The sequence below is a fragment of the Aquimarina spinulae genome, from assembly GCF_943373825.1.
In the GTDB taxonomy this organism is placed as follows: domain Bacteria; phylum Bacteroidota; class Bacteroidia; order Flavobacteriales; family Flavobacteriaceae; genus Aquimarina; species Aquimarina spinulae.
This window is the reverse complement of the sequence record NZ_CALSBP010000002.1, coordinates 2,135,576-2,162,519: the sequence shown is the minus strand read 5'-3', so window position 1 is coordinate 2,162,519 and position 26,944 is coordinate 2,135,576. Positions and strand designations below refer to the sequence as shown.

General features: G+C 33.3%; 22 protein-coding genes. 12 read left to right on the top strand and 10 right to left on the bottom strand.

The annotated features are described in order from the left end of the window. Nucleotides 1–116 precede the first annotated feature (116 nt). Nucleotides 117–1,532 carry a CAP domain-containing protein gene (locus NNH57_RS15125; RefSeq protein ID WP_074407010.1) on the top strand — a complete coding sequence of 472 codons (1,416 nt, stop codon included), beginning with the start codon at nt 117–119 and terminating at the stop codon, nt 1,530–1,532. Between the two features lie 68 nt (nt 1,533–1,600). Here the strand turns inward: NNH57_RS15125 and lgt are convergent, their stop codons facing one another. Together lgt and NNH57_RS15115 are read right to left on the bottom strand one after the other, a co-directional pair. Next, on the bottom strand, nt 1,601–2,422 hold the full coding sequence (gene lgt, locus NNH57_RS15120) for a prolipoprotein diacylglyceryl transferase (protein WP_108807303.1): 822 nt from the start codon (nt 2,420–2,422) through the stop codon (nt 1,601–1,603). 8 nt (nt 2,423–2,430) lie between these two features. Further along, nucleotides 2,431–3,309 carry a cell division protein FtsX gene (locus tag NNH57_RS15115; protein WP_074407012.1) on the bottom strand — a complete coding sequence of 293 codons (879 nt, stop codon included), beginning with the start codon at nt 3,307–3,309 and terminating at the stop codon, nt 2,431–2,433. 403 nt (nt 3,310–3,712) lie between these two features. On the opposite strand from NNH57_RS15115, the gene NNH57_RS15110 reads away from it, so the two are divergent. The 6 genes from NNH57_RS15110 to NNH57_RS15085 all read left to right on the top strand — a co-directional run bounded on the left by NNH57_RS15110 (nt 3,713) and on the right by NNH57_RS15085 (nt 13,213). Then, nucleotides 3,713–4,699, top strand: coding sequence for a phosphatidylinositol-specific phospholipase C (locus NNH57_RS15110; protein WP_108807304.1), 987 nt, complete (start codon nt 3,713–3,715; stop codon nt 4,697–4,699). 275 nt (nt 4,700–4,974) lie between these two features. Beyond that, complete coding sequence (locus NNH57_RS15105) at nt 4,975–6,744, top strand: thiol-activated cytolysin family protein (RefSeq protein WP_108807305.1); 1,770 nt, start codon at nt 4,975–4,977, stop codon at nt 6,742–6,744. A gap of 154 nt (nt 6,745–6,898) precedes the next feature. After that, a complete protein-coding gene (locus NNH57_RS15100; protein WP_108807306.1) occupies nt 6,899–7,834 on the top strand; it encodes a 2-dehydropantoate 2-reductase in 936 nt (311 codons plus the stop codon). Nucleotides 7,835–7,938: 104 nt separating this feature from the next. Then, a complete protein-coding gene (locus tag NNH57_RS15095) occupies nt 7,939–10,947 on the top strand; it encodes a leucine--tRNA ligase (RefSeq protein ID WP_074407016.1) in 3,009 nt (1,002 codons plus the stop codon). 346 nt (nt 10,948–11,293) lie between these two features. Then, nucleotides 11,294–12,409: an alanine dehydrogenase gene (ald, locus tag NNH57_RS15090; protein ID WP_074407662.1), complete on the top strand. Its 1,116-nt coding sequence runs from the start codon at nt 11,294–11,296 to the stop codon at nt 12,407–12,409. 111 nt (nt 12,410–12,520) lie between these two features. After that, nucleotides 12,521–13,213 (top strand): zinc metallopeptidase, encoded by a 693-nt coding sequence (locus NNH57_RS15085; RefSeq protein ID WP_025664420.1) that lies wholly within the window; start codon nt 12,521–12,523, stop codon nt 13,211–13,213. 72 nt (nt 13,214–13,285) lie between these two features. Here NNH57_RS15085 and NNH57_RS15080 read toward each other — a convergent pair whose 3' ends face one another. Beyond that, nucleotides 13,286–13,756, bottom strand: a complete 471-nt coding sequence (locus tag NNH57_RS15080; protein ID WP_074407018.1) for an Lrp/AsnC ligand binding domain-containing protein — start codon at nt 13,754–13,756, stop codon at nt 13,286–13,288. 145 nt (nt 13,757–13,901) lie between these two features. Next, nucleotides 13,902–15,272 carry a saccharopine dehydrogenase family protein gene (locus tag NNH57_RS15075; RefSeq protein ID WP_074407019.1) on the bottom strand — a complete coding sequence of 457 codons (1,371 nt, stop codon included), beginning with the start codon at nt 15,270–15,272 and terminating at the stop codon, nt 13,902–13,904. Nucleotides 15,273–15,409: 137 nt separating this feature from the next. On the opposite strand from NNH57_RS15075, the gene NNH57_RS15070 reads away from it, so the two are divergent. Beyond that, a complete protein-coding gene (locus NNH57_RS15070; protein WP_074407020.1) occupies nt 15,410–15,808 on the top strand; it encodes a DUF423 domain-containing protein in 399 nt (132 codons plus the stop codon). Between the two features lie 69 nt (nt 15,809–15,877). Continuing rightward, nucleotides 15,878–17,434 (top strand): phosphoenolpyruvate carboxykinase (ATP), encoded by a 1,557-nt coding sequence (gene pckA / locus NNH57_RS15065; RefSeq protein ID WP_074407021.1) that lies wholly within the window; start codon nt 15,878–15,880, stop codon nt 17,432–17,434. 76 nt (nt 17,435–17,510) lie between these two features. Here pckA and NNH57_RS15060 read toward each other — a convergent pair whose 3' ends face one another. Together NNH57_RS15060 and NNH57_RS26555 are read right to left on the bottom strand one after the other, a co-directional pair. Then, a complete protein-coding gene (locus NNH57_RS15060) occupies nt 17,511–18,257 on the bottom strand; it encodes a uroporphyrinogen-III synthase (RefSeq protein WP_074407022.1) in 747 nt (248 codons plus the stop codon). A 34-nt stretch (nt 18,258–18,291) separates the two neighbouring features. Further along, nucleotides 18,292–18,945, bottom strand: coding sequence for a DUF4271 domain-containing protein (locus NNH57_RS26555; protein ID WP_074407023.1), 654 nt, complete (start codon nt 18,943–18,945; stop codon nt 18,292–18,294). Between the two features lie 96 nt (nt 18,946–19,041). Between NNH57_RS26555 and NNH57_RS15055 the strand changes: the two genes are divergently transcribed. The 3 genes from NNH57_RS15055 to NNH57_RS15045 are packed head-to-tail and all read left to right on the top strand — an operon-like array spanning nt 19,042 to nt 21,619. After that, nucleotides 19,042–19,773, top strand: a complete 732-nt coding sequence (locus tag NNH57_RS15055; protein ID WP_025664414.1) for a polyprenol monophosphomannose synthase — start codon at nt 19,042–19,044, stop codon at nt 19,771–19,773. Nucleotides 19,774–19,775: 2 nt separating this feature from the next. Continuing rightward, nucleotides 19,776–21,116: a dihydroorotase gene (locus tag NNH57_RS15050; RefSeq protein ID WP_025664413.1), complete on the top strand. Its 1,341-nt coding sequence runs from the start codon at nt 19,776–19,778 to the stop codon at nt 21,114–21,116. Next, entirely contained in the window at nt 21,113–21,619 is a 507-nt protein-coding gene (locus NNH57_RS15045; protein WP_074407024.1) for a DUF4296 domain-containing protein, read from the top strand. Before NNH57_RS15050 ends, NNH57_RS15045 begins: the two co-directional genes overlap by 4 nt. Here the strand turns inward: NNH57_RS15045 and NNH57_RS15040 are convergent. The 4 genes from NNH57_RS15040 to NNH57_RS15025 all read right to left on the bottom strand — a co-directional run bounded on the left by NNH57_RS15040 (nt 21,588) and on the right by NNH57_RS15025 (nt 26,720). Further along, nucleotides 21,588–22,604 carry an NAD-dependent epimerase/dehydratase family protein gene (locus NNH57_RS15040; RefSeq protein ID WP_108807308.1) on the bottom strand — a complete coding sequence of 339 codons (1,017 nt, stop codon included), beginning with the start codon at nt 22,602–22,604 and terminating at the stop codon, nt 21,588–21,590. The two genes, NNH57_RS15045 and NNH57_RS15040, sit on opposite strands and share 32 nt — an antisense overlap. Before the next feature lie 103 nt (nt 22,605–22,707). Beyond that, nucleotides 22,708–22,890, bottom strand: a complete 183-nt coding sequence (locus NNH57_RS15035) for a hypothetical protein (protein ID WP_074407026.1) — start codon at nt 22,888–22,890, stop codon at nt 22,708–22,710. 159 nt (nt 22,891–23,049) lie between these two features. Beyond that, on the bottom strand, nt 23,050–23,262 hold the full coding sequence (locus NNH57_RS15030; RefSeq protein WP_074407027.1) for a hypothetical protein: 213 nt from the start codon (nt 23,260–23,262) through the stop codon (nt 23,050–23,052). A 179-nt stretch (nt 23,263–23,441) separates the two neighbouring features. After that, nucleotides 23,442–26,720, bottom strand: coding sequence for a CHAT domain-containing protein (locus tag NNH57_RS15025; protein WP_254504196.1), 3,279 nt, complete (start codon nt 26,718–26,720; stop codon nt 23,442–23,444). Between the last annotated feature and the right edge of the window lie 224 nt (nt 26,721–26,944).

Below are 26,944 nucleotides of genomic sequence, written 5' to 3'. Positions count from 1 at the left end.
TTTTTTCAAGAATAATTATATAAATTTTAACAATTATATAAACAATAGGACACAGTGTTTTAAGTTTTACTCCCTTAACCAAAACAAAAATAAGAATTACACAAAAATTTAAAACCATGAAAAAAATCATTTTATTCGTATTTGTCTGGACGTCAATTATCTATGCTAAGCATCCTGATAGTTCAAGATCTAATGTTTTCGGAAATTCTGAGAATAAAGCAATTTATAGCGAAACTGAAAATGTTTCAGAAATCAGCAATAGAAATAGTTTTACGGCTAGTGCGACTGCTAGTTGTACAGAAGTTGCCGTTGCTATTGTTTTTGATCGGTATGCTTCAGATATCAGTTGGAAAATAGAAAGAGAAAATGGGCAAGTTGTAGTATCAGGAAATAGTTATCAAAACTCTGCTCCAGATGTTTCAGAAAATGTATGCCTAGAAGATGGGGTTTATACATTTATTATTAATGATTCATATGGTGATGGACTTTGTTGTTCTTATGGGCAAGGATCATATGCAGTATCATTAAATGAAACAACACTTGTTTCGGGAAGCTCATTCACTTCTTCAGAATCCAAATCGTTTACTATTGGTAAAGCTTCGCCACCGCCAACTCCATTAAATTTGGTAGGATCTGATATTACAAGTAATTCTGTACGTCTTTCCTGGGAGACTCAAGGGGAAGTTACAAACCTTACCACTTTTGATATTTATAATAATAATGAAGTTGTAAAAAGCATAAAAGGAAGTAAAACAGTTACTCTAGATGGATTAACACCAGAGACAGTGTATAGCCTTTCGGTAAGAGCAAAAAATGTTCAGGGAGATTTATCAGAGTTTTCTAATACAATAAGTATCACTACGCTAAAAGGAACCGATGGTGGATTTTCTAAAGAAATGTTAGATCTTCTAAAATTGGTAAACCAAGCTAGAGCAGCAGATGGTAAACAACCATTAAAAATGAATGCTAAACTAGTTGCGGCAGCAGAGTTTCATGCAAATGACATGAAAAATAATAACTTTTTCTCACATACAGGTTCTAATGGATCAAGTGTGAGTAATAGAGTTCAAGATCAAGGGTATTCATGGAGCAGAGTAGCAGAAAACATAGCAAATGGACAGCGCACCGTACAGGAAGTACACGATACCTGGATGAATAGCTCTGGGCATAGAAGAAATATCTTAAGTGCTAATTATACAGAGATAGGAATGGCTAGGGTAGCTAATCTTTGGGTTCAGGTATTTGCAAGACCATTATCCTCTGCGTTATCACATGATAATTCTGTAGCTGTAAGCAAAGTGAGTCAACAATTAAAGATGTATCCTAACTTGTTATTAGGTGGTCAAAATCAAGTTAATATAGTGGGACACAATGCCAATACTATATATAAAGTACATAACATGACAGGTAGGATAATGTATCAAGGAAAAATAAATGGCAATACTTTGGAAGTAAATTTATCACCGGGAATGTACTTGATCAATTTCGTTATGGATGGAAAAACCATCACTAAACGATTAGTAAAAAAATAAGATCAGAAAAAGAATAGTATCACTATAGCCTTTATAATATAATCAGGTCCTTGTTTTAAGGGCCTGATTTATTTGTATAGTGTTTGTTTTTTGCTAAAGACTAACAAAAGTATTCCGGCAAGTATAAATGGAATACTTAAAAGTTGTCCCATATTTAAAATCATACCATCTTCAAAAGCAACTTGATTTTCTTTGAAAAACTCGATGATTAATCTTGCTGTAAATAGTACAGCTAATAATATCCCTAATAAAAACCCTTGTTTTTGTACTACACTAGTCTTTTTATAGAGATACCATAATAAACCAAATATCAGTAAATATGAAAAAGCTTCGTATAACTGTGTTGGGTGTCTTGGGATCATATCATCCCGCACAAATATAACTCCATAATTACCATTAGTAGGTTTTCCATAGATTTCAGAATTCATAAAGTTTCCAAATCGTATAAATGCACCTAAAATAGGGGTTACAATTGCTATGCGATCCATTATCCATAAGACAGGGGTTTTATATTTTTGAGAATATATAATAATGGCAAGAATAGCTCCAAGACTACCCCCGTGACTGGCTAGTCCTGTAAACCCTGTAAAATGCCAACCATCGTTTGTAATCTTAAAAGGCAGGAAAATTTCAAGAATATGTTCTGAGTAATATTCAAAATCATAAAAAAGACAATGGCCTAGTCGCATACCAGTTAATATGCCTATCATAAGAAAGGCAGATAGTTTCTCTAGTCTTTCTAAAGGAACATTCTCAAATGTATAAATATGTTTGGCAACTCTGTAAGCCAATATAATGCCCAAAACAAAAAGAAGACCGTAGTATTTAAGAGGAAATACTCCAAATAGTTTTATGATTTCTGGATCAATATTCCACTCTAGAGGTCCCATAAAACAGATTAATAATACAATTCATCAGTTCTTAGATTTAAGAACCGTTGCGTAGCAAAGAATGTACTGATCCAGGTGATGAGTACTCCAATTCCAAAAATACCTGCAAATAAAATAATAAGTAAGATTTCATCATCAAGCAATGCCAGTTCTGGGAATGTTTTATTAAGATAATATAATACAATCCCAACACCAATTAAGGCTACAATTGCTCCTATCATGCCTAATCGCACACTTTTCCATACAAAAGGCTTGCGAATAAATTTTTTTGTAGCACCAACCATTTGCATGGTTTTAATGATAAATCTTTTTGAATACACCGATAAACGGATAGAACTATTAATAAGCAATACAGCAATAAAAGTAAAAATACCACTAATGAGAAGTACCCAAAAACTAATACGCTTTATATTATCGTTTAATAATGAGATCAAAGGCTTATCGTAAATCACTTCATCTACAAAATCTTTTTTGATGATAGAAGCATTTATTTCTTCAATTTTTGCCTGATCTACAAAATCAGCTTTTAAGTAAACGTCGATAGAATTCTGAAGTGGATTATACCCAAGAAAATCCATAAAATTTTCTCCTATATCTTTACTGTGTTCCTCGGCAGCTTCATCCTTAGAAATAAAAGCAGTCGATTTAGTATATTCTGCCAATGCCAGAGTTTTTTCCAGTTGTTTGATTTCAACATCTTTGGCGGTATCTTTTAAATAAATGGTAAGTGCAATTTTTTCTTTAAAATGATCCGCTACTTTTTTAGTATTTAATACCAATAAGCCTAATAAGCCCAATAAAAATAATACCAAAGAAATACTAATAACAACAGAAAAATAAGAAGAGATTAGTCGTCGTTTTTGGTATTTTTCAAAAGATGAGCTCATAAATAAATTGATTTGTGCGTAAAAATAATAAAGTTAAGGAGACTTTTTATTCTAAAACGCATCTCATTTTAGAATAAATTACTCAAGTTAACCCTATTACAGAACGGGATCTGTTTTACTTTGTTATCAATTTTAAAAACAGATTTCTCAATTTCATTAACTTCGGTATATCAATAAAGTATTTTTAAGTTTATGATTACGATACTTTAGGAAAAAGTAGTATTATATCAAAATGATAAATACAAAAAATGAGAATTAAAGAAGTGTATCTTCTTTATTTTCAATAGTACTACAGATCTGTCTACCTTTTGTCCCCTTGGTTTTTTCTATTCTTCACTAATCAGTAATTAAGTTTGAGAGACTATGAACTTAACTCTCTAACAAAAACCAAAAATTTATAATTATGAAAATCAATTGTATTACTAAATTCATTTTAGCCGTAGCGGTAATTTTATTTTTTCAATCTTGCGAAAAGGATGATAATTTTGGACATACTGTTTCTCAAATCACATTAGATGCTAGCAACATTAAAAAAGCCGTGCCTAGTTATTCCTTATCTAATTGGATGGGGGCAATTAATAAAAATGTAAGCCTTTCAGAATTGAGCATTCCTGGGACACATGATTCTGGAGCAAGGTATGATCACCCTTTTTTTTCGGGTACAGCAAAAACCCAAAATTTAACCATTAGAGAACAACTAAATAGCGGCACTCGCTTTTTGGATATCAGATGCAGGCATATTAATAACATTTTTACGATACACCATGGATCGGTATATCAAAAACTTAATTTTAATGATGTGCTAAACGATTGCCTTAATTTTTTAAATAGCAATCCTACAGAAACCATTATCATGTCGGTAAAAGAAGAGCATGATCCAAGTAATAATAGACGTTCATTTGAAGCTACTTTAACCAGTTATATTAACCAAAATCGCAGTAAATGGTATTTGGGAGAAAATATTCCTAGATTGAATAACGTAAGAGGGAAAATTGTATTATTAAGAAGATTTAATACAAGAAGTAGTACACCCAAAGGTATAAATGCTACCAATTGGAAAGATAACACCACCTTTACTATAAATAATACAAATGCAACTTTACAGATACAAGATAAATACAAAATTTCTGACAAGAATAATAAATGGAATAGTATAACTAGTTTATTGAGAGCTGCCAAAAACGGAAATAGTAATACGATGTACATTAATTTTGCGAGTGGTTACAAACCAAATTGGTTTGGTATACCTAGAATACCCGAGATTTCTAACTATATTAACCCTAAAATAAGTAGTTATTTTAGAAACAATACTTCTGGCCGTTACGGATCTATTATGATGGATTTTGCCACTGCTAGTAGGAATAAATTACTTATTAAAACTAATTTTTAGTCCGTAAACCCAATACTACTACTAGTATCAGTAAAACAAGAAAAATCCCGTTGTACAACGGGATTTTTCTTGTTTTACTGTCAATTGTATTAGCTATAGTGTATAAACAACAATTAAGATTCTATGTCTTTTATAATTTGCTGATTATCAAGCCGTGTCCACTTTTTGTCCCCTTGTCTTTTTTTGCCCTCCACTGGTTAATAATTAGGTTTGATTCAATGAAAACTAAATTTTATTAACGTAAATCCAATTTATTAACAAAAACACAATTAATTATGAAAACAAACAAACCTAGTTTATTATTAAGGTATAGAGCCATTGCCTTTACAGGGCTTTTTTTAGGAGTACTACTATCTTGTCAGAACGATGATATTATAGAGGATACCATAACTCAAAATCTAGAAACAAGAGAACAATATCTTAATGAAGATCTTCCTGATGGTATTAGTAATTTGGTTATAACAGAAGATTATGGTAAAGATCTTAATGGGAAATGGTTAGAAGAAGAAAACTGTATTACAAAAACTATTTCTTTTGATCAAAACGACTCTAATTTTTTTCTATTAGACCCTAATGGTTCTTTGCTTTGGCCTGGTAATTTATTAGCTTCCAGAACGATACAAGAAGGATCCCCTTCGTCTATTCCGATTGATGGAGAATATCGAAATCCTATAGAAGTAAGAATAAATGTGTTGTCTGGTACACCTTCTTTTACATCTAGAACTATCAATGCTCCAACAGCAGGAAAAGTACAGGATAGTCTAAATGCTATTTTAAATAATTACTATGATAGTGGTGCAAATTTCCCTGCAAGTTTTCAAATATCTATAGAAAGAATACACAACGAACAACAATTACAAGTTGCGTTAAAAGCAGGATACTCAGGACCAAGCGTCGATGTGTCTGGACAGTTGGGGATTAACTTTAATCAAAAAAAGACCAGATATGCAGTTACACTTCAGCAACGTTTTTTTACTACTTCTGTGTCCCCGAAAAATAAGATTATAGGAAAAAATGGTTGGTTTAACAACAGGGTTTCTCCACAAGACCTAAATGATTATGTGACTGATTATCAAAATGTTTCTAATGATAAGAAAAATCCATCTTCTTACATAGAATCGGTAACCTATGGAAGATTATATACTTTGATATACGAGTCTAAGGAAAAAGCATTAAATGTAGAAGCTGCTTTGAAATTTGCTTATAAAGGAATTGGTAATGCTGATTCTGAGTTGGAAACTCGTTATAAAAAGGTTTTTAGAAATGCCAATGTAAGGGTTAAGCAATTAGGAGGAAATCCTGCAGATGGTATTGCATCATCATTGTCTGGATTAGCTAATAACTTAGATGGGGTTGTGAATTTTTTGGCAAAAGGAGCAAATGTATCCCGTCAAAATCCAGGATATCCAATCTCCTATAAAGTTAATTATGTTAAGAATAATAGAGCGTTTAAGGTATCTCAGAATATAAAATATGAAGTTACAAATTGTGATCTTGTAAATTATGAGACAATTAGAATAGATCCTCTCGATGCTGCTGTACATGAAGGTAGTGATCACAAAACTGGTGGAGCCGAGCTTTTTGGAAGATTATATGTGGAGAAATATGATAGAAAAAATCGCAGATGGTATTTGGTAGACCAAAAAATACATTGGGGTTATACTATAGACCACCAAAATACCAATCATTTCCCGACAAAAGGTCATATAAATAAGAGAAAAAAAGAAATAGGAAAAGGACAAGTGATCGATTTTAAAGTAAAAACAGGAAGCAATCAGCGTTTTAGAGTTGTCTCAGAAATAGGAGAATGTGATGCCAGTTGTTATCCATGGAGCGATACAGCATCAGGAGGGAGAAGATATATTGTGTATCAATATAATACTACATCAAAGAAATGGGTAGATTACAAAAAACACAATAAGGCTGTTTCAAATTATACCATAGGTACATCCTTTAACCAAAGAACCTGGAATGGAGCTAGATCTAAAGCTAATGATGGGATTGTAGCATATGTCGATTATTTGTCATATGTTATAAAAAAATAAGATACCGTTTTAATAATTATATCAGTCAAGGGAGTGTTGTTACAAAAGACACTCCCTTTTTGTTTTGATCCAAAAGGCTATGAAGCTTAAAGAATTTATTAAATTTGAGCGTATATAGTTAATCCATAAATCCTATTAAAAAGAATAATCTAATATGCATATAGTCATTATAGGAGTCGGCGGAGTCGGCGGGTATTTTGGAGGGAAAATAGCTAATTCTGGTCAGAAAGTAACTTTGGTCGCCAGAGGAAAACATCTCGCAGCTATTAAAAAGAATGGACTGCAAGTTAAAAGTATCAACGGGGATTTTGTAACTCACCCATTTTGTGCAACTAATCAGATTGATACTGTAGAAAAAGCAGATGTAGTACTGATATGTACAAAATCCTGGCAGGTGGCAGAAGCTGCAAAATCAATTCAGCCTATTTTAAAAGAAGATACTATCGTTATTCCATTACAAAATGGAGCAGATAATGCAGAAAAAGTATGTTCTGTAGTAGATGCAAAACATGTTTTGGGAGGATTATGTAAAATCTATAGTAAGATAGAGGCTCCGGGCATCATTTCTCATTTTGGCCATCAACCTGAAGTTGTTTTTGGTGAATTAGACAAAAGCAAAACGAATCGACTGGAGGTAGTGAAAGAAGTGTTTGACAAAGCAGGGTTTACTAATACAATTTCTGAAGATATTGAAGTAGATATCTGGAGCAAATTTATGTTTATTACTACTGTTAGTGGTATTGGTGCACTTACTCGTGCTACAATCGGAGAGGTATATGAAAATCCAGAAACCTATCGTATTTTAAAACAAACCGCTGCAGAGATTTATAATGTAGGTATCGCCAAAGGAGTGTCATTACCAGAGGATATTGTACATCGAATCCTGGCTTTTATTGGTAAACAACCCTATGATTCTACAGCTTCTATGCAACGTGATATTATGCAAGGCAGACCTTCAGAATTAGATAATTTTAATGGCTTTATCGTAAAACAAGGAGCAAAATTAGATATTTCAACACCTGCAAATACGTTTATATATAGTTGTTTGTTACCCATGGAGGCTAAAGCCAGAACTTTAAAAAATAAATAAAAGACCTCTAATATTATTACATTTCTTCAAATTAGACACAATAATATTAGTATATACCATATTTTTGCACTTCTCATAAAAATGGTAATACAGAAATAAACGTAATGAGCTACGATTTTAATACTATTGAAGCCAGATGGCAAAAATATTGGGCAGAAAAAGGTACTTTTAAAGCAGAAAACAACAGTGATAAACCTAAATATTATGTATTGGATATGTTTCCATATCCATCGGGTGCAGGATTACACGTTGGGCATCCACTAGGATATATTGCCAGTGATATCTATGCAAGATATAAACGCCATAAAGGATTTAATGTATTACATCCGCAAGGATATGATTCTTTTGGATTACCGGCAGAACAGTATGCGATCCAGACAGGGCAGCATCCCGCAATAACTACCAAAGAAAATATAGCTCGTTATCGTGAGCAATTAGATAAAATTGGATTCTCTTTTGACTGGAGTCGCGAAGTAAAAACTAGCGATCCTAATTTTTATAAATGGACGCAATGGATATTTATAGAGCTTTTTAATTCGTGGTACGATAACGATGCAGATAAAGCGAGAGGGATTGATGATCTTGAAACTGTTTTTGCTTCAGAAGGAAATGCAAAAGTAAATGCGGTTTGTGATGAAAATATAACACCATTCACTGCAGGGGATTGGAATAATTTTTCCTCAAAAGAAAAGCAGGAAGTACTATTAAAATACAGATTAACCTATTTGGCAGAGACCGAAGTAAACTGGTGTCCGCAATTAGGAACCGTACTGGCAAATGATGAAATTGTAAACGGAGTTTCTGAGCGAGGAGGATATCCTGTGATTCGTAAAAAAATGACACAGTGGAGCATGCGTATCTCTGCCTATGCAGAGCGATTATTACAAGGATTAGAAACCATCGATTGGACAGATTCTCTAAAAGAATCACAACGTAACTGGATCGGAAAATCTGTAGGAGCTAGTGTAACCTTTACTGTAAAAGAACATGATAATGAGATAATCGAAGTGTTTACCACACGTCCTGATACTATTTTTGGTGCTACATTTATGACATTAGCTCCAGAACATGAATTGGTTGCTAAGATAACAACTCCCGAACAGAAAGCAGCTGTAGAAGCCTATATCGAAGCAACGGCCAAACGTAGCGAACGTGAGCGTATGGCAGACGTAAAAACCATTAGTGGGGTGTTTACAGGAGCATATGCAGAGCACCCATTTACCAAAGCGCCCATACCCATCTGGATCGGAGATTATGTATTGGCAGGATATGGTACCGGAGCTGTAATGGCAGTGCCATGTGGAGATCAGAGAGATTATGATTTTGCAAAACATTTTGATATCCCTATTACTAATATTTTTGAAGGGGTAGATATCTCTGAAGAAGCGTTTGCCGATAAAGAAAAGACCATAATTGGAAATTCTGATTTTCTTAATGGTTTAAACTATAAAAAAGCGACCAAGACTGCTATTTATGAGTTAGAAAAACTAGGTCAGGGGCAAGGTAAAACCAATTACAGATTGCGTGATGCGGTATTTAGCCGTCAACGATATTGGGGAGAACCGTTTCCGGTATATTATATAGATGGGATGCCGCAGATGATCGATGTAGCACATTTACCATTAGCACTACCCGAAGTAGAAAAATATCTCCCTACAGAAACAGGAGAGCCACCATTAGGTCGTGCCGATGTTTGGGCATGGGACGCAGAGAAGAATGAGGTGGTGTCTAATGATAAAATTGATCATGAAACAGTCTTTCCTTTAGAGTTAAATACGATGCCTGGTTGGGCAGGGAGCTCATGGTACCCGTTTCGATATATGGATGCTGGTAATGATACTGAATTCGCTTCCGCGGAAGCGATGCAGTACTGGCAAAATGTAGATTTGTATATAGGCGGAAACGAACATGCTACCGGTCACTTATTATATTCTCGTTTCTGGACAAAATTCTTAAAAGACAGAGCATACATTACCGTTGATGAGCCGTTTAAAAAACTAATCAATCAGGGGATGATTTTAGGAACGAGTGCTTTTGTGTATAGGTTGGAATATGAACCTAGTAGAGCTCTTACAGATAATTTTAGAAATGATGATGATTTAAAATTTGATTTAAAGGTAAAACCGATTTTTATTTCGAAATCAAAATTAGATGACATTCAAGGTGAAGAAATTCAGGCTCGCATGAATAGTCATTATGAAAAAGAGATAAGGGAGGGATTAGAAGCTTTTATAGACGATGGAAATAAAGATCTTCCATTTGAAGAAATTTATCATGCTTTTCGATTTACTCCTATTCATGCAGATGTTTCGATGATCAATTCATCTGATGAGTTAGATATGGAAGCATTTAAAAACTGGAGACCAGATTTTAAAGATGCTATTTTTATTACTGAAGGTGATGGTTCCTGTAAAGTAGGTCGTGAGGTAGAAAAGATGTCAAAATCCAAGTACAATGTGGTTAATCCAGATGGTATTTGCGAGCAGTATGGAGCAGATAGTTTACGATTGTACGAGATGTTCCTGGGGCCATTAGAACAGGCAAAACCCTGGAATACTGCCGGGATTACGGGAGTACATTCTTTCCTTAAAAGATTATGGAAATTATATCATGATGGAGAGACGTTTGGTGTAACCGATACCGAACCTACCAAAGAGAATTTAAAAACATTACATAAAACCATCAAAAAGGTAGAAGAAGATATCGAGAACTTCTCGTTTAACACTTCGGTAAGTACCTTTATGATTGCAGTAAATGAATTAACAGCTCAGAAATGTACTTCTAGAGCAGTTCTAGAACCTCTAATTGTATTAATTTCTCCTTATGCACCACATATTGCTGAAGAATTATGGCAAAAATTAGGACATAATGAATCTGTATCTATAACTGCATTTCCTGTATTTGAAGAGAAACACCTGGTAGAAAGTACCAAACAATACCCGATTTCATTTAATGGTAAAATGCGTTTTACGATGGAGTTATCATTAGACCTAAGCAAAGATGAGATTGAAGCAGCGGTGATGGCTCATGAAAAAACACAAGAACAACTTGCCGGTCGAGAACCTAAAAAGGTAATCGTAGTACCTGGTAAAATTGTGAATGTAGTGGGTTAGAAGTTTGATTGTAAGTGTGTTGGTTCCTTAAAATGTGTAAGAGGTAAAGTGTAATTGTCAACCTCACTTTATGTGATGATTTCACTGTTATTTGATGTTAATTTATTGTTTTAATTACTTTTTATTCAAAAAAATGAGTAACAATATAAAAACAGAAAATATTGATCTGTAAGTGATTTTTGATTTTTGCTATAAAAATTTCAATAAAAATGAAATAAACTATTGAAAATCTAATTTTTTTAGGAAAAATCAATGATTCTTCAAAATTATTAAGATTATATTTTTTGGAGTTTTTTAATTGTGTATTTTGCGAAAAACATATATTTTCGGCACAAAAATTAAAGATATGGTAATTGGTGTTCCCAAAGAAATCAAAAATAACGAGAACAGAGTAGGCGTTACGCCTGCCGGGACTATGGAGCTTGTTAGACATGGTCATACTGTTTTCATACAGCAGAATGCTGGTCTTCAAAGTGGTTTTGAAGACGAAGAATATATCAAGGCAGGTGCTAAAATTTTACCTACTATAGAAGAGGTATACAGTACTGCTGAAATGATTATTAAGGTCAAGGAGCCTATTGAACCAGAATATAAATTGATCAAAAAGGATCAATTAGTGTTTACATACTTTCATTTTGCCTCGGGAGAAGCATTAACGAATGCAATGATTGCAAGTGGTTCGGTTTGTGTTTCGTATGAAACGGTTGAAGATCCAGATCGAAGTCTACCATTATTAACTCCGATGAGTGAAGTAGCAGGACGTATGTCTATCCAGCAAGGAGCTAAGTTTTTAGAAAAACCATTAAAAGGAAGAGGAGTTCTTCTAGGTGGTGTTCCTGGTGTTCCACCAGCAAAAGTATTAGTACTTGGTGGAGGTGTAGTAGGAACTCAAGCCGCTAAGATGGCTGCAGGAATGGGAGCTGATGTAACGATTTTGGATATTAGTATGAAGAGATTACGTTACTTAGATGATGTAATGGCTGCAAATGTTAAGACAGAATATTCTAACGAGTATAATATTCGTAAGCATATAAAAGATTCTGATTTAATTATCGGAGGAGTATTAATACCAGGTGCAAAAGCACCAAAATTGATCACTCGCGATATGCTTAAAGAGATGCGTCCAGGAACTGTGGTAGTAGATGTAGCAGTAGATCAGGGAGGTTGTTTTGAAACAACAAAACCAACAACGCATCAGGATCCAGTATATATTATTGATGATGTTGTACATTATTCTGTTGCAAATATGCCAGGTGCAGTACCATATACGTCAACTTTGGCATTAACTAATGTCACTTTGCCATATGCAGTACAATTGGCAAATAAAGGCTGGAAAAAAGCTTGTAATGAAAATATACCACTTAAAAAAGGACTAAATGTGATTAACGGTGATGTCGTATATCCTGCGATATCCGAGGCTTTTAATCTTCCTTTAAAAGATGTAAATGCATATTTGAATTAAACTCGATTTATTGGCTAACTCAAGTTTATTTAATCAAAAACCTCGTTATTATGGCGAGGTTTTTGTATTTTATATACCAAGTTTAATTACAATAAAAAAAAGTGAATAGTTATGATGGGGTATTATATTATTGCGGGTGTCATATTCTTGGTGAGTACCTATGTAAGCAATAAACTTAAAAGTAAATTCAAAAAGTATTCTAATATCAGTTTACAAAACGGCATGAGCGGTGCAGAAATTGCCACAAAAATGCTACAAGATAACGGAATTCGTGATGTGCAGGTGGTTTCTACGGCCGGAATGCTTACCGATCATTATAATCCATTAAATAAGACAGTAAACTTAAGTGAAGGAGTATATAATCAGCGTAATGCAGCCGCAGCGGCAGTTGCTGCTCATGAATGTGGCCATGCCGTACAACATGCTACGTCGTATAGTTGGTTAACCATGAGATCGAAGATTGTACCTGCTGTAGGAATCGCAAGTAAACTCTCTAATTTTGTGATTATGGGAGGGCTTGTTCTTTCAGCATCAGGAATGATCTTTGGGAATACTATTTTCCTGATTGGGATTATATTATTCGGAGTAACTACATTATTTGCATTTATTACACTTCCTGTAGAATATGATGCTAGTAATAGAGCATTAGCATGGTTAGAAAATAATAATATGCTTACTACCCAGGAGCATGCAGGGGCAAAAGATGCATTGAAATGGGCTGCACGTACCTACGTAGTAGCAGCTTTAGGTTCTTTGGCAACCTTACTGTACTTTATCTCTATCTTTATGGGTAGAAGGGATTAAAAGAGTTTAGGTTGTATTTTTTGGGATATTCAGATTAGGATGTATAGCCGAGTATATTTCTTGTTAAGCATACTATATCTTAATCTGCCGATCAATTTGCTGGTCTAATGATATAAAAGTCTCTGTACGGGATACGCCTTCAATAGCTTGAATGTTTTTATTTAATACAACCATTAAATGTTCATTATCTCTACATAGTATTTTAATAAAAATAGACCAATTCCCTGTAGTGTAATGACATTCAATTACTTCTGGGATGTCTCGTAATTGTTTTACAGCTTTTGGGTTACTTACGGCTTTGTCCAGATGTACACCTACAAAAGCCATTGTTTTATATCCTAATACTTTGGGATCGATAATAAACTTTGATCCGGCAATAAGACCCGAAGCTTCTAACTTACGAAGTCTTTGATGGATTGCAGCGCCAGATATTCCTACTTTTCTGGCGATTTCAAGAATTGGCCTTCGGGCATCTTCCATGAGATTACGTAAAATCTCTTTATCGATACCATCAATTTTTAAGGTATTGTTTTGACCTTTCATAAGGATTGAAATTACAATTGTCAACTAAAAATACAATTAATGGTTTATAATTGAAATGTAAAAATAGAAATTATTAAAAAATTAAATCAATTAATCATTCAATAGATTTTAGATTGAATTAAGAAGCACTGGCTTTTTAATTTATCTATCCTTTTACACCATCTGGGTTATAACCAAGATAATTGCATTCTCTTTCCTTAAATACGATACCATACTCTTCAAGTTCTTTGAGAATAGGAGTATATACCTCTTCCTGAATAGGAATCTGTACTCCTGGAGTAGTGATTTGTTTGTTTAGAATTCGTAATGTAGCCATTGCGACTGGCAACCCTACAGTTCTTGCCATTGCCGTGTATGTTTGATCTTTGCCAATACTTACCATAGTAGCATCTATCTGTTTGTGTTTGCCATTAATCTCATAACCAAACTTATGATACATCACGATCATATCCTTATCTCCTTCATCCAAAGTCCATTTGTCCATCAATATTTTCTGAAGAATCTGTGCTGGAGTAGCATTAGGGATACCTACTTTTTTATCTGGGTTAAAAAGATCAAGCTCGAGAAGTTTATCCCACATAATATCATCTTGATCAATCTTAAGATAGTGACGAAGTTTCAACTCTACCGAATCTGAAGGAGAATAGGCAAGAAAACTATTTGTGAAATCACGATAACTCATGTCTTCCGAATTTGCAAGGGTATAATCATCTGCAGTCATTCCTAGTTGTACAAAAGTATTCCAGGCTCTAGAAAACCCTACTCTTCTTATGGTTCCTCTATATAGGGTTAAGATGTCATCTAATCCATAAATACTTTGGTATTTTAAAGAATTTCGATTTGCATAGGCTTCAAAACGACCATAATCTTCGACTTCTAAAAATTCTGTTCTTCTAAATAATTTATGATAAGGAATATATTTATATGTTCCTTCCTGTAGAAACTCTGCGGCACCACCTTGTCCGGCAATAACCACATTACGAGGATTCCAGGTAAATTTATAATTCCATAAGTTAGTGTCACTCTCGGGAGCGACCAGGCCACCTGTAAAAGACTCAAACAAAATTATTTTACCGCCTTGATTTCTAATCCTGTCAATGACCTGCATTGCACTCATATGATCAATACCGGGGTCTAGGCCAATCTCATTCATAAAGACGAGCCCTTTTTCACGAACTTTTGCATCGAGTTCTTGCATTTCTGGACTAACATATGATGCAGTAACCATGCATTTACCATACTGTAAGCAATCTTTAGCTACTTCGATATGAAACCGTGCAGGAAGCATTGATACTACAATATCTGCATTTTGAATAGCTTTTTCTCGTGAGTCCTGATCAAAAACATCCAGAAGTACTGCTTCTGTATTGGGATGATCACTAGCTAGTTTTTTTGCATTTTCAATAGAAATATCACCAATAGTGATATATAAATTTTCTGAACTAGATTTATCCTGAAAATATTTAATGAGAACTGCAGTAGATTTACCTGCACCAATAACTAAGATCTTTCGCATACCTTCTGATATTTTGATAACTTTGATACGAATGTAATAAATACCGTAAAGATTAGGTTCTCTATAACTGCGGATTAATTATATTTTTGAAGAATTTTTGTCTAAAGTTTAAAATTTAATACTTGTTATAGTCAATTATGAATAAAATATCAGCAAACAAAACAATTTTGATTACCGGTGCCGTGACGGGATTACTTGCGGTAATATTAGGAGCCTTCGGAGCTCATGGATTAGAGAAGTTAGTAGATCCAGAAAGTATTAATTCTTTTACTACCGGGGTGCGATATCAAATGTATCATGCTATCGTTTGTATTATTTTGGGGAATATGTCTGTTTTACAAGAGGTTACCAGAAAGCGTATTTTTTATTTTTTTATGGGGGGAATAACCCTTTTTTCTGGGTCAATATACCTTTTGGTGATCGATGAAGTTTTAGGGGTTTCTCTGTCAAGCATTGGTTTTATTACCCCTTTGGGAGGTCTTTTACTGATACTTGGATGGGTTTTTTTCGTAATTTCATTAGTAAAGATTAAGTGATTTTTTTATCGGATGGTGTAATTATTATTTATAATTTTGCACGTACATAACAAACACAACATATTATATATGGAACCACTGTATCCAACTACGAAAACGTTTTCGTTAAAGAATTACGGTATTGAAAATGCTACAATGCGCTACCAATTACCTTCTGAAAATCTTCAAGAAGAAGTAGTGCGAAAAGGTCAAGGGAAAATAACCAAATCAGGTGCATTAACAATTAATACAGGCGAATTTACTGGACGATCCCCTATGGATCGTTTTATTGTTAAAGATCATATCACACAAGATAAAGTCTGGTGGGGAGATATTAATATTCCTTTTGATCAAGATGCATTTGATGCATTGTATGATAAAGTAACGAATTACCTTTCAGGAAAAGAAGTATTTGTGCGTGATAGCTATGCATGCGCCGACCCAGAATATAAATTAAATATTCGGGTACTTAATGAATATCCATGGTCTAATATGTTTGCATATAACATGTTTTTAAGGCCAGAAAAAAAAGAATTAGAATCTTTTGATCCCGATTGGTTGATCGTTAATGCGCCCGGCTTTATGGCAGATCCAGAAGTAGATGGTACACGACAGCATAATTTTGCAATCCTTAATTTTTCTAAAAAGATAGCTTTAATAGGAGGAACCGGATATACAGGTGAGATTAAGAAAGGGATTTTCTCTGCTTTAAATTTCATTCTTCCGGTAGAACGTAATTGTTTACCTATGCATTGCTCTGCAAATGAAGGAGAAGATGGTAAAACAGCTCTGTTTTTTGGATTATCAGGAACTGGTAAAACTACTTTATCTACAGATCCTAAGAGAAAATTAATAGGAGATGATGAACATGCCTGGACAGAAGAAGATACAGTATTTAATTTTGAAGGAGGATGCTATGCTAAAGTAATAGATCTTTCTTCAGAAAAAGAACCTGAAATTTATAATGCTATTAAAAAAGGAGCATTATTAGAAAATATAATTATAGATGATAACGGAGTTGTAGATTATACAGACTCTAGTATTACTCAAAATACAAGAGTAAGTTATCCGATTGATCATATTGAAAATATCAAGGTGCCTAGTAGAGGTAAAACGGTAACCAATATCTTTTTCCTTACTGCAGATGCTTTTGGAGTATTACCTCCTATCTCTATGTTAACCAAAGAGCAAGCTTCTTATCATTTTATTAGTGGATATACAGCTAAGGTTGCAGGAACCGAAGCTGGAGTTAATGAGCCGTTACCAAGTTTTTCTGCTTGTTTTGGTGCTCCTTTTATGCCACTACATCCTAAAGAATATGGAGATATGCTAATGGATAAGATCGAAAAAACAGGAGCTAATGTCTGGTTGGTAAATACGGGATGGACCGGTGGAGCATACGGTACAGGGAGCCGAATGAAATTGAAATATACCCGGGCAATGATCAATGCAGCTTTAGAAGGTAAACTTGATGATGTAAATTATGTTACTGATAATCATTTTGATCTTAGTATGCCAGAAAGCTGTCCTGATGTACCTTCAGATATTCTGAATCCAAGAAATACATGGGCAGATAAAGAAGCTTATGATGCTAAGGCCGAAGAACTGGTAAATTCTTTCAAAAAGAATTTTAAACAATTTGAATAAGATTTTTCACTGCAATACTAAAAAAGGGATCGATATTCGATCCCTTTTTTTATACATTGAAAATAAATAAAACTATCTATTTCTTATTTGCTTCTTTAATATATTTTTGAAGCGCCATTGTCATTGATGGTGTCTCTGGAGTCGGTGCCTGAATGTTAACAATTAGGTTGTGCTCTTCGGCTGCTTTAACTGTTGAGTTTCCAAATACAGCAATTCTGGTATCGTTTTGTTTGAAATCAGGAAAATTCTCGAATAAAGATTGTATTCCAGATGGACTAAAAAACACCAAAATATCATAAAATACATCTCTTAAGTCAGAAAGGTCACTTACCACAGTTCTGTAAAAAACAGCTTGTTTCCATTCTACTTTTAGACTATCCAATGTTTCAGGAATTAGTGGCTTTAACTTGTCTGAAGAAGGTAATAAAAACTTCTCATTTTTATATTTCTTGATCAAAGGAGATAGTTCCTGAAATGTACGCTTTCCAACATATATCTTTCTTTTTCGATATACAACATACTTCTGTAAATAATATGCTACGGCTTCACTTTGACAAAAATACTTGAGTGTGTCAGGTACTTTATAACGCATTTCATCTGCTATTCTAAAGAAATGATCAACAGAGTTACGGCTAGTAAGGATAATAGCAGTATATAATGATAAATCTACTTTTTGTAACCTTACTTCTTTTGAGTCAACTCCCTCTACATGAATGAAGGGGATAAAGTCAATTTTTACTTTTTCCTTTTCTTCTAAATCAAAATAAGGTGAATTTTCCACTTTAGGCTCCGGCTGTGAAACCAAAATTGTCTTCACTTTCATATATTTTCTTTCTTTTTTGTAAAGATCTTACTAATTAACTAATAAGCTTATACAGTATAAAATAGGGTGCGATTTCAAGTGCGCAAAGATACAAAATAAAATAAAATAAGTGGTTCAAAATAATATTTTCGTTTTTCTTGTAAAAAGAAACAAGCATGATTGTATTGAGAATAATTAGTAAAATTAGGAGTATTATGAACGCAATTTTAGAGGGTTGTAAAGCATAAATAAATATAATATTAATGGGTAACAATATGACTCCCATAAAATTACGATAAGATACTTTGTAAAATAAATATTCATCAATTATAGAGTCAATAGAAAAAATAGTTGCAACTATTTTTTCTATAAGTAATTTACAAATAACGATAACGGTATATATGATTGCAATCTTAAAATACAATGTAATTTGATTGGGTACCACTTGCCACTCGAATACACCAAAGCATAAATATAGGAACAACGATACCGAAACGACCTGAAACAATAGTAAGATCGCATTAAATAAAGAAGAAAGCTTATTTAACTTTTGATAGGATATAATATATTTACTGTTACTAAAAAGCATCATGAAATCAGTAAAGCGAAGCATATTCACTCCTTTGGCTGTAGCTAGCAGCATCAGGCATACTGTGATTATGATAGTTAGCCAATTTGTTGATGTTATTTCTCGTAAAATAAATTCCATATTCTGTTCTTGGATCAAAATTACGATCAATTAACTCATAAAAACAAGAAAATAACTAGTAATTATTTAGTTATATTTGCCTGAAAAATAGCCTAGATGGTGGATGCCTTAGTTATAATCCCTACCTATAATGAAATTGAAAATGTGGAGCGTATCATTAAAAATGTGCTTTCGCTTCAGCGTGATTTCCATATTCTTATTGTAGATGATAATTCTCAAGATGGAACTGCAGATAAGATAAAGGAGTTACAGTTAGAACACCCAGAGTCTCTTTTCTTAATAGAACGAGCAGGGAAATTAGGTTTAGGCACCGCATATATTACTGGTTTCGAATGGGCGCTAGAACGATCTTACGAGTATATTTTTGAAATGGATGCAGATTTCTCTCATAATCCTAATGATCTTATACGGTTGTATAATGCTTGTGCAAAAGGATCTTCTCAGGTTGCTATTGGGTCTAGATATGTGACCGGGGTAAATGTAGTAAACTGGCCAATGAGTAGAGTTTTATTATCCTGGGGAGCTTCAAAATATGTTCGATTTATAACAGGAATGGATATTCATGACACAACCGCAGGATTTGTCTGTTATAAAAGAGAGGTATTAGAAAAAATAAACCTTAAAAAAATTCGATTTGTAGGATATGCCTTTCAAATAGAAATGAAATTTAAGGCATATTTATTAAAATTTAAAATAAAAGAAATCCCTGTAATCTTTACCGATAGAACCAGGGGAACATCAAAAATGAGCAAAGGAATTATTTCTGAAGCTGTTTTTGGTGTTATAAAAATGAAATTTAACAGCTTATTTAATCGCTACGAAATATGATTATGGATAATGTGCTTATTAAAAATGCTAACATCGTTAATGAAGGGCAGATTTTTAATGGAGATGTATATATAGAAAATGGTATTTTTAAAGAAATTGCACCGCAGATAAGTGCAAAATCACCAGATGTGCACATTTTTGATGCCGAAGGCAAATACTTATTGCCTGGGGTCATTGATGATCAGGTGCATTTTAGAGAACCTGGATTAACGCATAAAGCAACTATAGAAACTGAGTCCAGGGCTGCTATAGCCGGTGGTATTACTTCTTTTATAGAAATGCCTAATACTGTACCGCAAACCACAACAATAGAAAAACTCGAAGAAAAGTTTGAAATCGCTGCAAAAACGAGCTATGCGAATTATTCTTTTATGTTTGGAGGCACAAACGATAACTTAGAAGAAATTCTAAAAGTAGACCCTAAAAAAGTGGCAGCACTTAAACTCTTTCTGGGATCATCTACAGGAAATATGTTGGTCGATAATCCAGAAGTATTAGAAAAAATATTTTCATCTACAGACTTGTTAATCGCGGTGCACTGTGAAGATGAAGAAACGATTAAGAATAATACTGCAAAATATAAGGCAGAGTATGGTGATGATATCCCTGTAAAATTTCATCCAATTATAAGGAGTGAAGAAGCGTGTTATTTATCTTCATCACAAGCGATAGCACTGGCTAAAAAAACGGGAGCGCGATTACATGTTTTTCATCTTTCGACAGCAAAGGAATTAGAATTGTTCACTAATAAAATTCCGCTTAAGGAAAAGAAAATAACAGCCGAAGTTTGTATTCACCACTTGTGGTTTTCTGATACAGATTATGAAGAAAAAGGGACATTGATTAAATGGAATCCTGCTGTAAAAACAGCAAAGGACAGGGATGCTCTGTTTAAAGCATTGCTAAAGGATAAAATAGATGTAATTGCTACAGATCATGCTCCACATACTAAAGAGGAAAAAGATAATGTGTATACCAAAGCACCATCTGGAGGTCCATTGGTACAGCATGCACTTCCTGCTATGTTAGAATTTTACCACCAGGATAAAATAAGCTTAGAAAAGATCGTTGAAAAAATGTGTCATAATCCGGCGATATTGTTTCAGATCGAGAAAAGAGGTTTTATAAAAGAAGGATATTATGCAGATGCTGTTTTGGTTGATATAAATGCACCTTGGACAGTAAATAAAGATAATATTTCATATAAATGTGGATGGTCACCTTTTGAAGGAACTACCTTTAGATCGAGGATTACGCATACTTTTGTTAATGGAAGTTTAGTATATAAGAATTTTAAATTCTATGATGTGCGACACGCACAACGATTAACTTTTGACAGATGATTAGAAATGTAATATATACTGTAGCTTTTCTGACTATTATTTCTTGCCAGAGTATAGATAAAAGCCCTAAACCAGAATCATTTATAGAAGAAGACCGTATGGTTGAAATTCTAACTGATATTGCTTTTGTAAGAGCAGCAAAAAGCTCTAACAGAAAAATTTTTGAGGAAAAAAGTATTAATCCTGAAGATTTTATTCTGAAAAAACATGGTGTAGATAGTATTATTTTTGCAAAAAATAATGCCTGGTATTCTGGTCAGATAGAAAAATATGAAGCGATTCTTATTCGTGTAAAGGCTAATCTGGATAAAGAAACAGCAAAATACGAGAAGCTGAAAAAGGAAGAAGATTCTATTAAAAAGATTGAAGATTCTATTGCAAAAAGTAAAGATACGCTTAAGCTTAAGGATCTACCTGTTATTACAGAAGATGTAATCGAGGAAAAGATAGAAGAGGCTAAGAAAAAAAGGACTAATGCTCCTCCTCCTTCAAAAAAACAGTAGCAGTTTCTTTAATGCTTCTTTCAATCGGAGTAAAACTATAGATAAGCTCTTTTTTTATTTTGTCATTCTCATAGTATCTTGTAGAAAATGCACTTCGTATAGATGATCTAAATATGGATCTGTTTGTTCTAAACAAAATATGGCTAACACGTTGTACATTATAGGCAATTTTCATCAAAAAGGGAGAAATTTTCTTTTTAGGTAATGGTTTGTGCAGTGCCTTGGCAATCATGCCAAAAGCATTTTTGTAACTCAAATTCTCACCAACCAGAATATAACGTTGATTGTTATAAGGACCCGTAGTAAGTTTATACATAATATCGATAATATCGCCTATGGCTACATAACCGGTGGTTCCGGTCGTATAATATTTCATTCCTTTATATATTCTTTTAAAGAGATATCCACTACCATTATCAAAAAAACCCGGACCGATAATGATACCAGGGTTTACAATTACTGCGGTAAGCCCCTCATGTATTCCTCTCCAGACTTCCATTTCTGCACCGTATTTGGTAATTGAATACACAGAATTGGGAGTTTCAGGATTCCATTCGGCTTTTTCATCAATATGAGAACTGGATAAATTTTCTCCAAGTGTTGCAATTGAACTTACATAGCAGAGCTTGGTTACCTTTTTGAGTAAACAAAGGTTTACAATATTTGCAGTACCATGTATATTAGCTTTTCTTAATTTTTTATAATGAGATGGATTAAAGCTAATTTTGGCAGCGCAATGATATACATGAGTAATTCCTTCAAAAGCTTGAGTTAAAACAGGAATATTATTGATATCGGTATTTACCCATTCTATGGTATCAAACAAGTGTTTTTCCTCACTTGTGAAATAAGAAGAAAACACTTTTTTGGCCTGTTCTTTTTTGGCCTCGGTTCTGTATAAGGCACGTACTTGTTGTTTTTCCTGTATGAGTCTAACCAGTAGATGTGTTCCTACTAAACCTGTTGCTCCTGTAACTAATATCATAGTATATTATTCTACGATACTAAAGTAAACAAATAATGCACATTTTTTGATTAAATAATAAAGACCCCAATATTTAAAAAATTTATTGAGGTCTTTTATATTCTTAATCGCAATAATCAGTACATCTACATGTTGCAAGATCAGGTTCTTCGGTAGTGGTTGGTGTTTGATTATCACTTTTTCCTAGAGTTGGTGCTCCTCCATAAATAGTATTTAGACCATTTAATTTTGTGATTTCTAATTTTTTAAGATTCAATTTTTTTGAATTACTTGCTTGTTTTTTCATGATATAAATTGATTTTTAATTAATAGAAATGAAAATTATTATTATTTGAAGACTGCATTCCCCCTGTTTTCAGTGAAAAGCCTGTTTTTGGTACTCACAATGCACTAGAAGTACAAGGTGGTTTAGTTAAAACAGGAATTCACCTAATATTATTGGAGATTAGGGTATGGTTGTTAATGTTCTAGATTTACAGCCGGCAACACTGCCTTGATGTTGACATGAATCTTCAGGATCGCCACCTGTAGTAGGTGCTTTTCCTTCACTTTTTCCATGGTGCGGTGCCCCTCCATAAATAGTGTTTAAGCCATTTAATTTTGTGATTTCTAATTTTTTAAGATTCAATTTTTTTGAATTACTTGCTTGTTTTTTCATGATATAAATTGATTTTTAATTAATAGAAATGAAAATTATTATTATTTGAAGACTGCATTCCCCCTGTTTTCAGTGAAAAGCCAGAAACGTGTAATTAGAATAGTCGTAATCAGATTGAGGGTAGATTACTTCTTTTTCACTTCGTTATAAAAATCATTTAGGGCGATGGATTTAATGATCTATTGTTTCTTAATTCTCCTCCTATACAAAAACACCACCAAGAGTATAGCTGCTACAGCTCCCAATCCTAAAATCCAATACAGTTGGGTATTGTTATTAAACTGCATTGCAGTAGTATCTCCTACCAGGTAAAATCCTCCCCAATAAAAAGGATCTGTACGATTGATATTAGCAGTGCTTAGGTATTGTAGTTTAGCTTGCTGTAAGGCTTTACCTTTATGCATTCCTGCCTTAAGATTGGTGTAGAAATATTTCATTAACTCTGGTGTGGTTTGATCCGATACCTCCCAGCTGGTGAGTAACAAACTTTTGGTTCCCGCATACCGAAAAGCAGTACCCAAACTCATAATCCCTTCTCCTTTGGCAATCTTACCACTACCCGTATTACAGGCACTAAGTACAGTAAGTTCTGCAGGGATATCCAAAGCAAACAGCTCATGACTATAGAGTAGATTATCCTCTATGGTGTCTTTACTCTTGGTAAAATAGAGTTTAGAATTCTCTGGGCGTTCGTTATCTACTTCACCATGTAGTGCAAGGTGTAGAATGTTGTATTGACCTGCATTGCTCTTAAAATTAGCTTCTATAGCTTGTGATCCAAAATAGTATTGCCCATCGATAATATCAGAAATGGCCTTGATCTCTTTACGGGTTCCTGGTAGATCATCACCAGCATCTCTTAGAGTGGCCATACTCATTGTACGCGTCTCTGTAGTTTGAGTGCTATCTGAAAAAGAAAATGCCAGGCATTCTTGTAATGGTTTAGTTTCTGGATCACTTTTAAAAGTGTTAAACAACAGGTTTGCAGCATTGGCATAGGTAACGGCATATTCGGCAAGCAAATAAGACAAGAGGGCTGGATTATTAGAATCGTCATTCTGAGTTAACAGTAGATCAAAATTAAGATGCCATAGTGGCCCATCAGGGATCATGATGAGTTGATCCCCAACCAATTTATCTTTAATCGGTGCTATAAGTGTATTATACAAAGCATATGCTTGTTGTTTATATGCTCCTGTATTTTTGGCAATAATACTTTTATGAAATATCTCGATTTGCTCAGTCAGTTTTGGAGTAGATAGTTCTTGTACACTAATATCATGTTTAGAAATCGTAAAAGCATAGGTGATACTATCTCCTGTAAAAAACTCTAACAACGTAGTTGTGTTATCCAGTTGTTGTTGGATATCTAATACACTTACAATATCGTTTTTATACTTTAATTGATGGTATTTGGGGTAATTTTTTTCTAAGACCTGGGTTAATGAATCTTGTCGCCTATTAATATCAAATAATCTGTCTTCATAGTGAGTGATTTTTGTTGTGTCTATATTTTTTTCTGAATGCTCTTCAGTAATTTTAGATTGGTAAAATGCTTTATCTGTTTTAATCGTTTTTCCCATTTCAATTATTTCTGAAGGTAATCCTGCGAAATTTTTGGCATTAGTATCATTAAGTAATTCTTTTAAGGTATTAGCCTTACTTTTTTCAGCATAATAAAGAGCTTTCTCCAACAATTGTTCGTTTTTTTTGGAAGCGTATAATAATAAGTGCGCTGCTATTGCGTCTTGAGATACCTCTTTTACTTGTTTGGCAAAGTTTACTTTATCCTGATAGTTTTGGTAGGATTGCCTAATTTGATCGATAATCATATCTATATTTTTATAAATAGCGATACTCTGATCAAGATGTTTTAAATCTTGATCTTCTAGGTATTGTAATTGCAGTGTTTTGGCTTTCCCTTTTAATGTTTCCAATAACTTATGCAAATCGTAGTAACGATTTGGGTTGAAGGTGTTATCGTGCTTTTTTGAACCTTTATTTATGGTATTAGCAAGTAAAGCATTATCAAAATGGTTAATAGCTTTTTTATAAACCTGTTGCCTTTTATGAATAGTTGCAATTTGATTTTGGGATTGGATAGTATGAAAGTGGTTTTTTCCATATAAATTTTGTAAAATAGTTAAACTTTTTTTAGAATATTGTAATGCACTAGTATGTATTTCTTTTTCAAGATACAGCTGTGCAATACTTAGATATATATCTGAAATTTTTAAATTCTCTTTATTAAAGATTTTTTTTCTTATTTTTAAAACCTTTTCGTAATAAGTCAATGCGAGCTCATATTTTTTTTCATACATATAAACTTCTCCAATATTCCTATATAGACTTCCCATATCATCACTATTTTCTCCATATATGGTTTTGTAAATTGGTAAAGCTTTTTTATAATAGAGTAATGCCTTTTTGTAATCCTTTTTATTTTTGAAAATGATGCCACTATTCATATAATTGCCAGCAATTTTTTTGTGACTTAGTCCATTATTGATTTTAAGGTTTATTTCAATACTTTTTTTATAATATTGTAATGCTTTGTCATCTTCACCTTTCTTATAATAAACAACACCTATATTATTATATGTCATAGCTAATCCAAACAAATCATTTCTCGTAGTAAATATTGGAACTACTTTTTGATAATAATTTAAGGCATTGTCATATCTCATAAGGTAATAATGACAGATGCCTATGTTCAAATAGGAAGGCCCTAAGGAAGATTCGTTTTCTTTTGGTTTTTTTAAAATTATTTCCAAATCTTTTTTTAAATAATTTAAAGCTTTTTCATGTTTTGATAGATGTATATATACAAGTCCAATATAACTATAAGCTTTTCCTGTTTTTGGATGGTAAGGACCTAATTTTTTTATGTTAATAGCTAAGGCAATTTTTAGATGTTGCAGAGCCTTTTGGTAATTAGAAGTATAATAATAAATTAAACCTAAATAAATATGAGATGTTGCAATATCAATATGTTGTTCTGGAAATATTTTTTGTTGGATATTTAATGCCTTTTGGTGGTGTAATAATGCTTTGTCATAATCAGGAATACTTTCATAATATTTACCCATATTACTATAAGCACGAGCTTCTTGCTCATTCTCATTCGTGAGATACTTGTTACTTATTTCTAAAGCATTTTTAGAGTTTTGTAAAGATTTTTCTAATTTACGAGTACGCCTGTAACCTTCTGAGATTTTATTATAACAACTTGCTACCTTTTCCCAGAGTTTGTTTTTCTCATATATAGGTAAAGCTTTTTGAAAATAAATTATAGAGCTATCTCGTTTTTTGTTCCTTAACAAAGAATCCGCTTTTCTATAGTGTTGTGCTGCCAATGCAGTATCTTTTTCTACCTGTGCATAGGTAGTATATGTTGATGTTATAAAAAAGACAAAAGAGGCTAAAGAAACTAGAGAAATAGGTCGTATTTTTTTCATAGATGACATTGTGTAATGTTAATAACAAAGAACGCAAAAATGTTACTTTATTTGTTGTTTGTGAGGTGAAAATATGATTTGATATATACAGTACATGTTATGCTAAACCTGTTGGAATAAATTTTACAATTGGTGAGGGCAATAAATCAATACCATTCAATTTCTACCATATTCATAGCTGCATATTATCCATATTTTTATCTTTGTCGCTCTTAATTGAATTA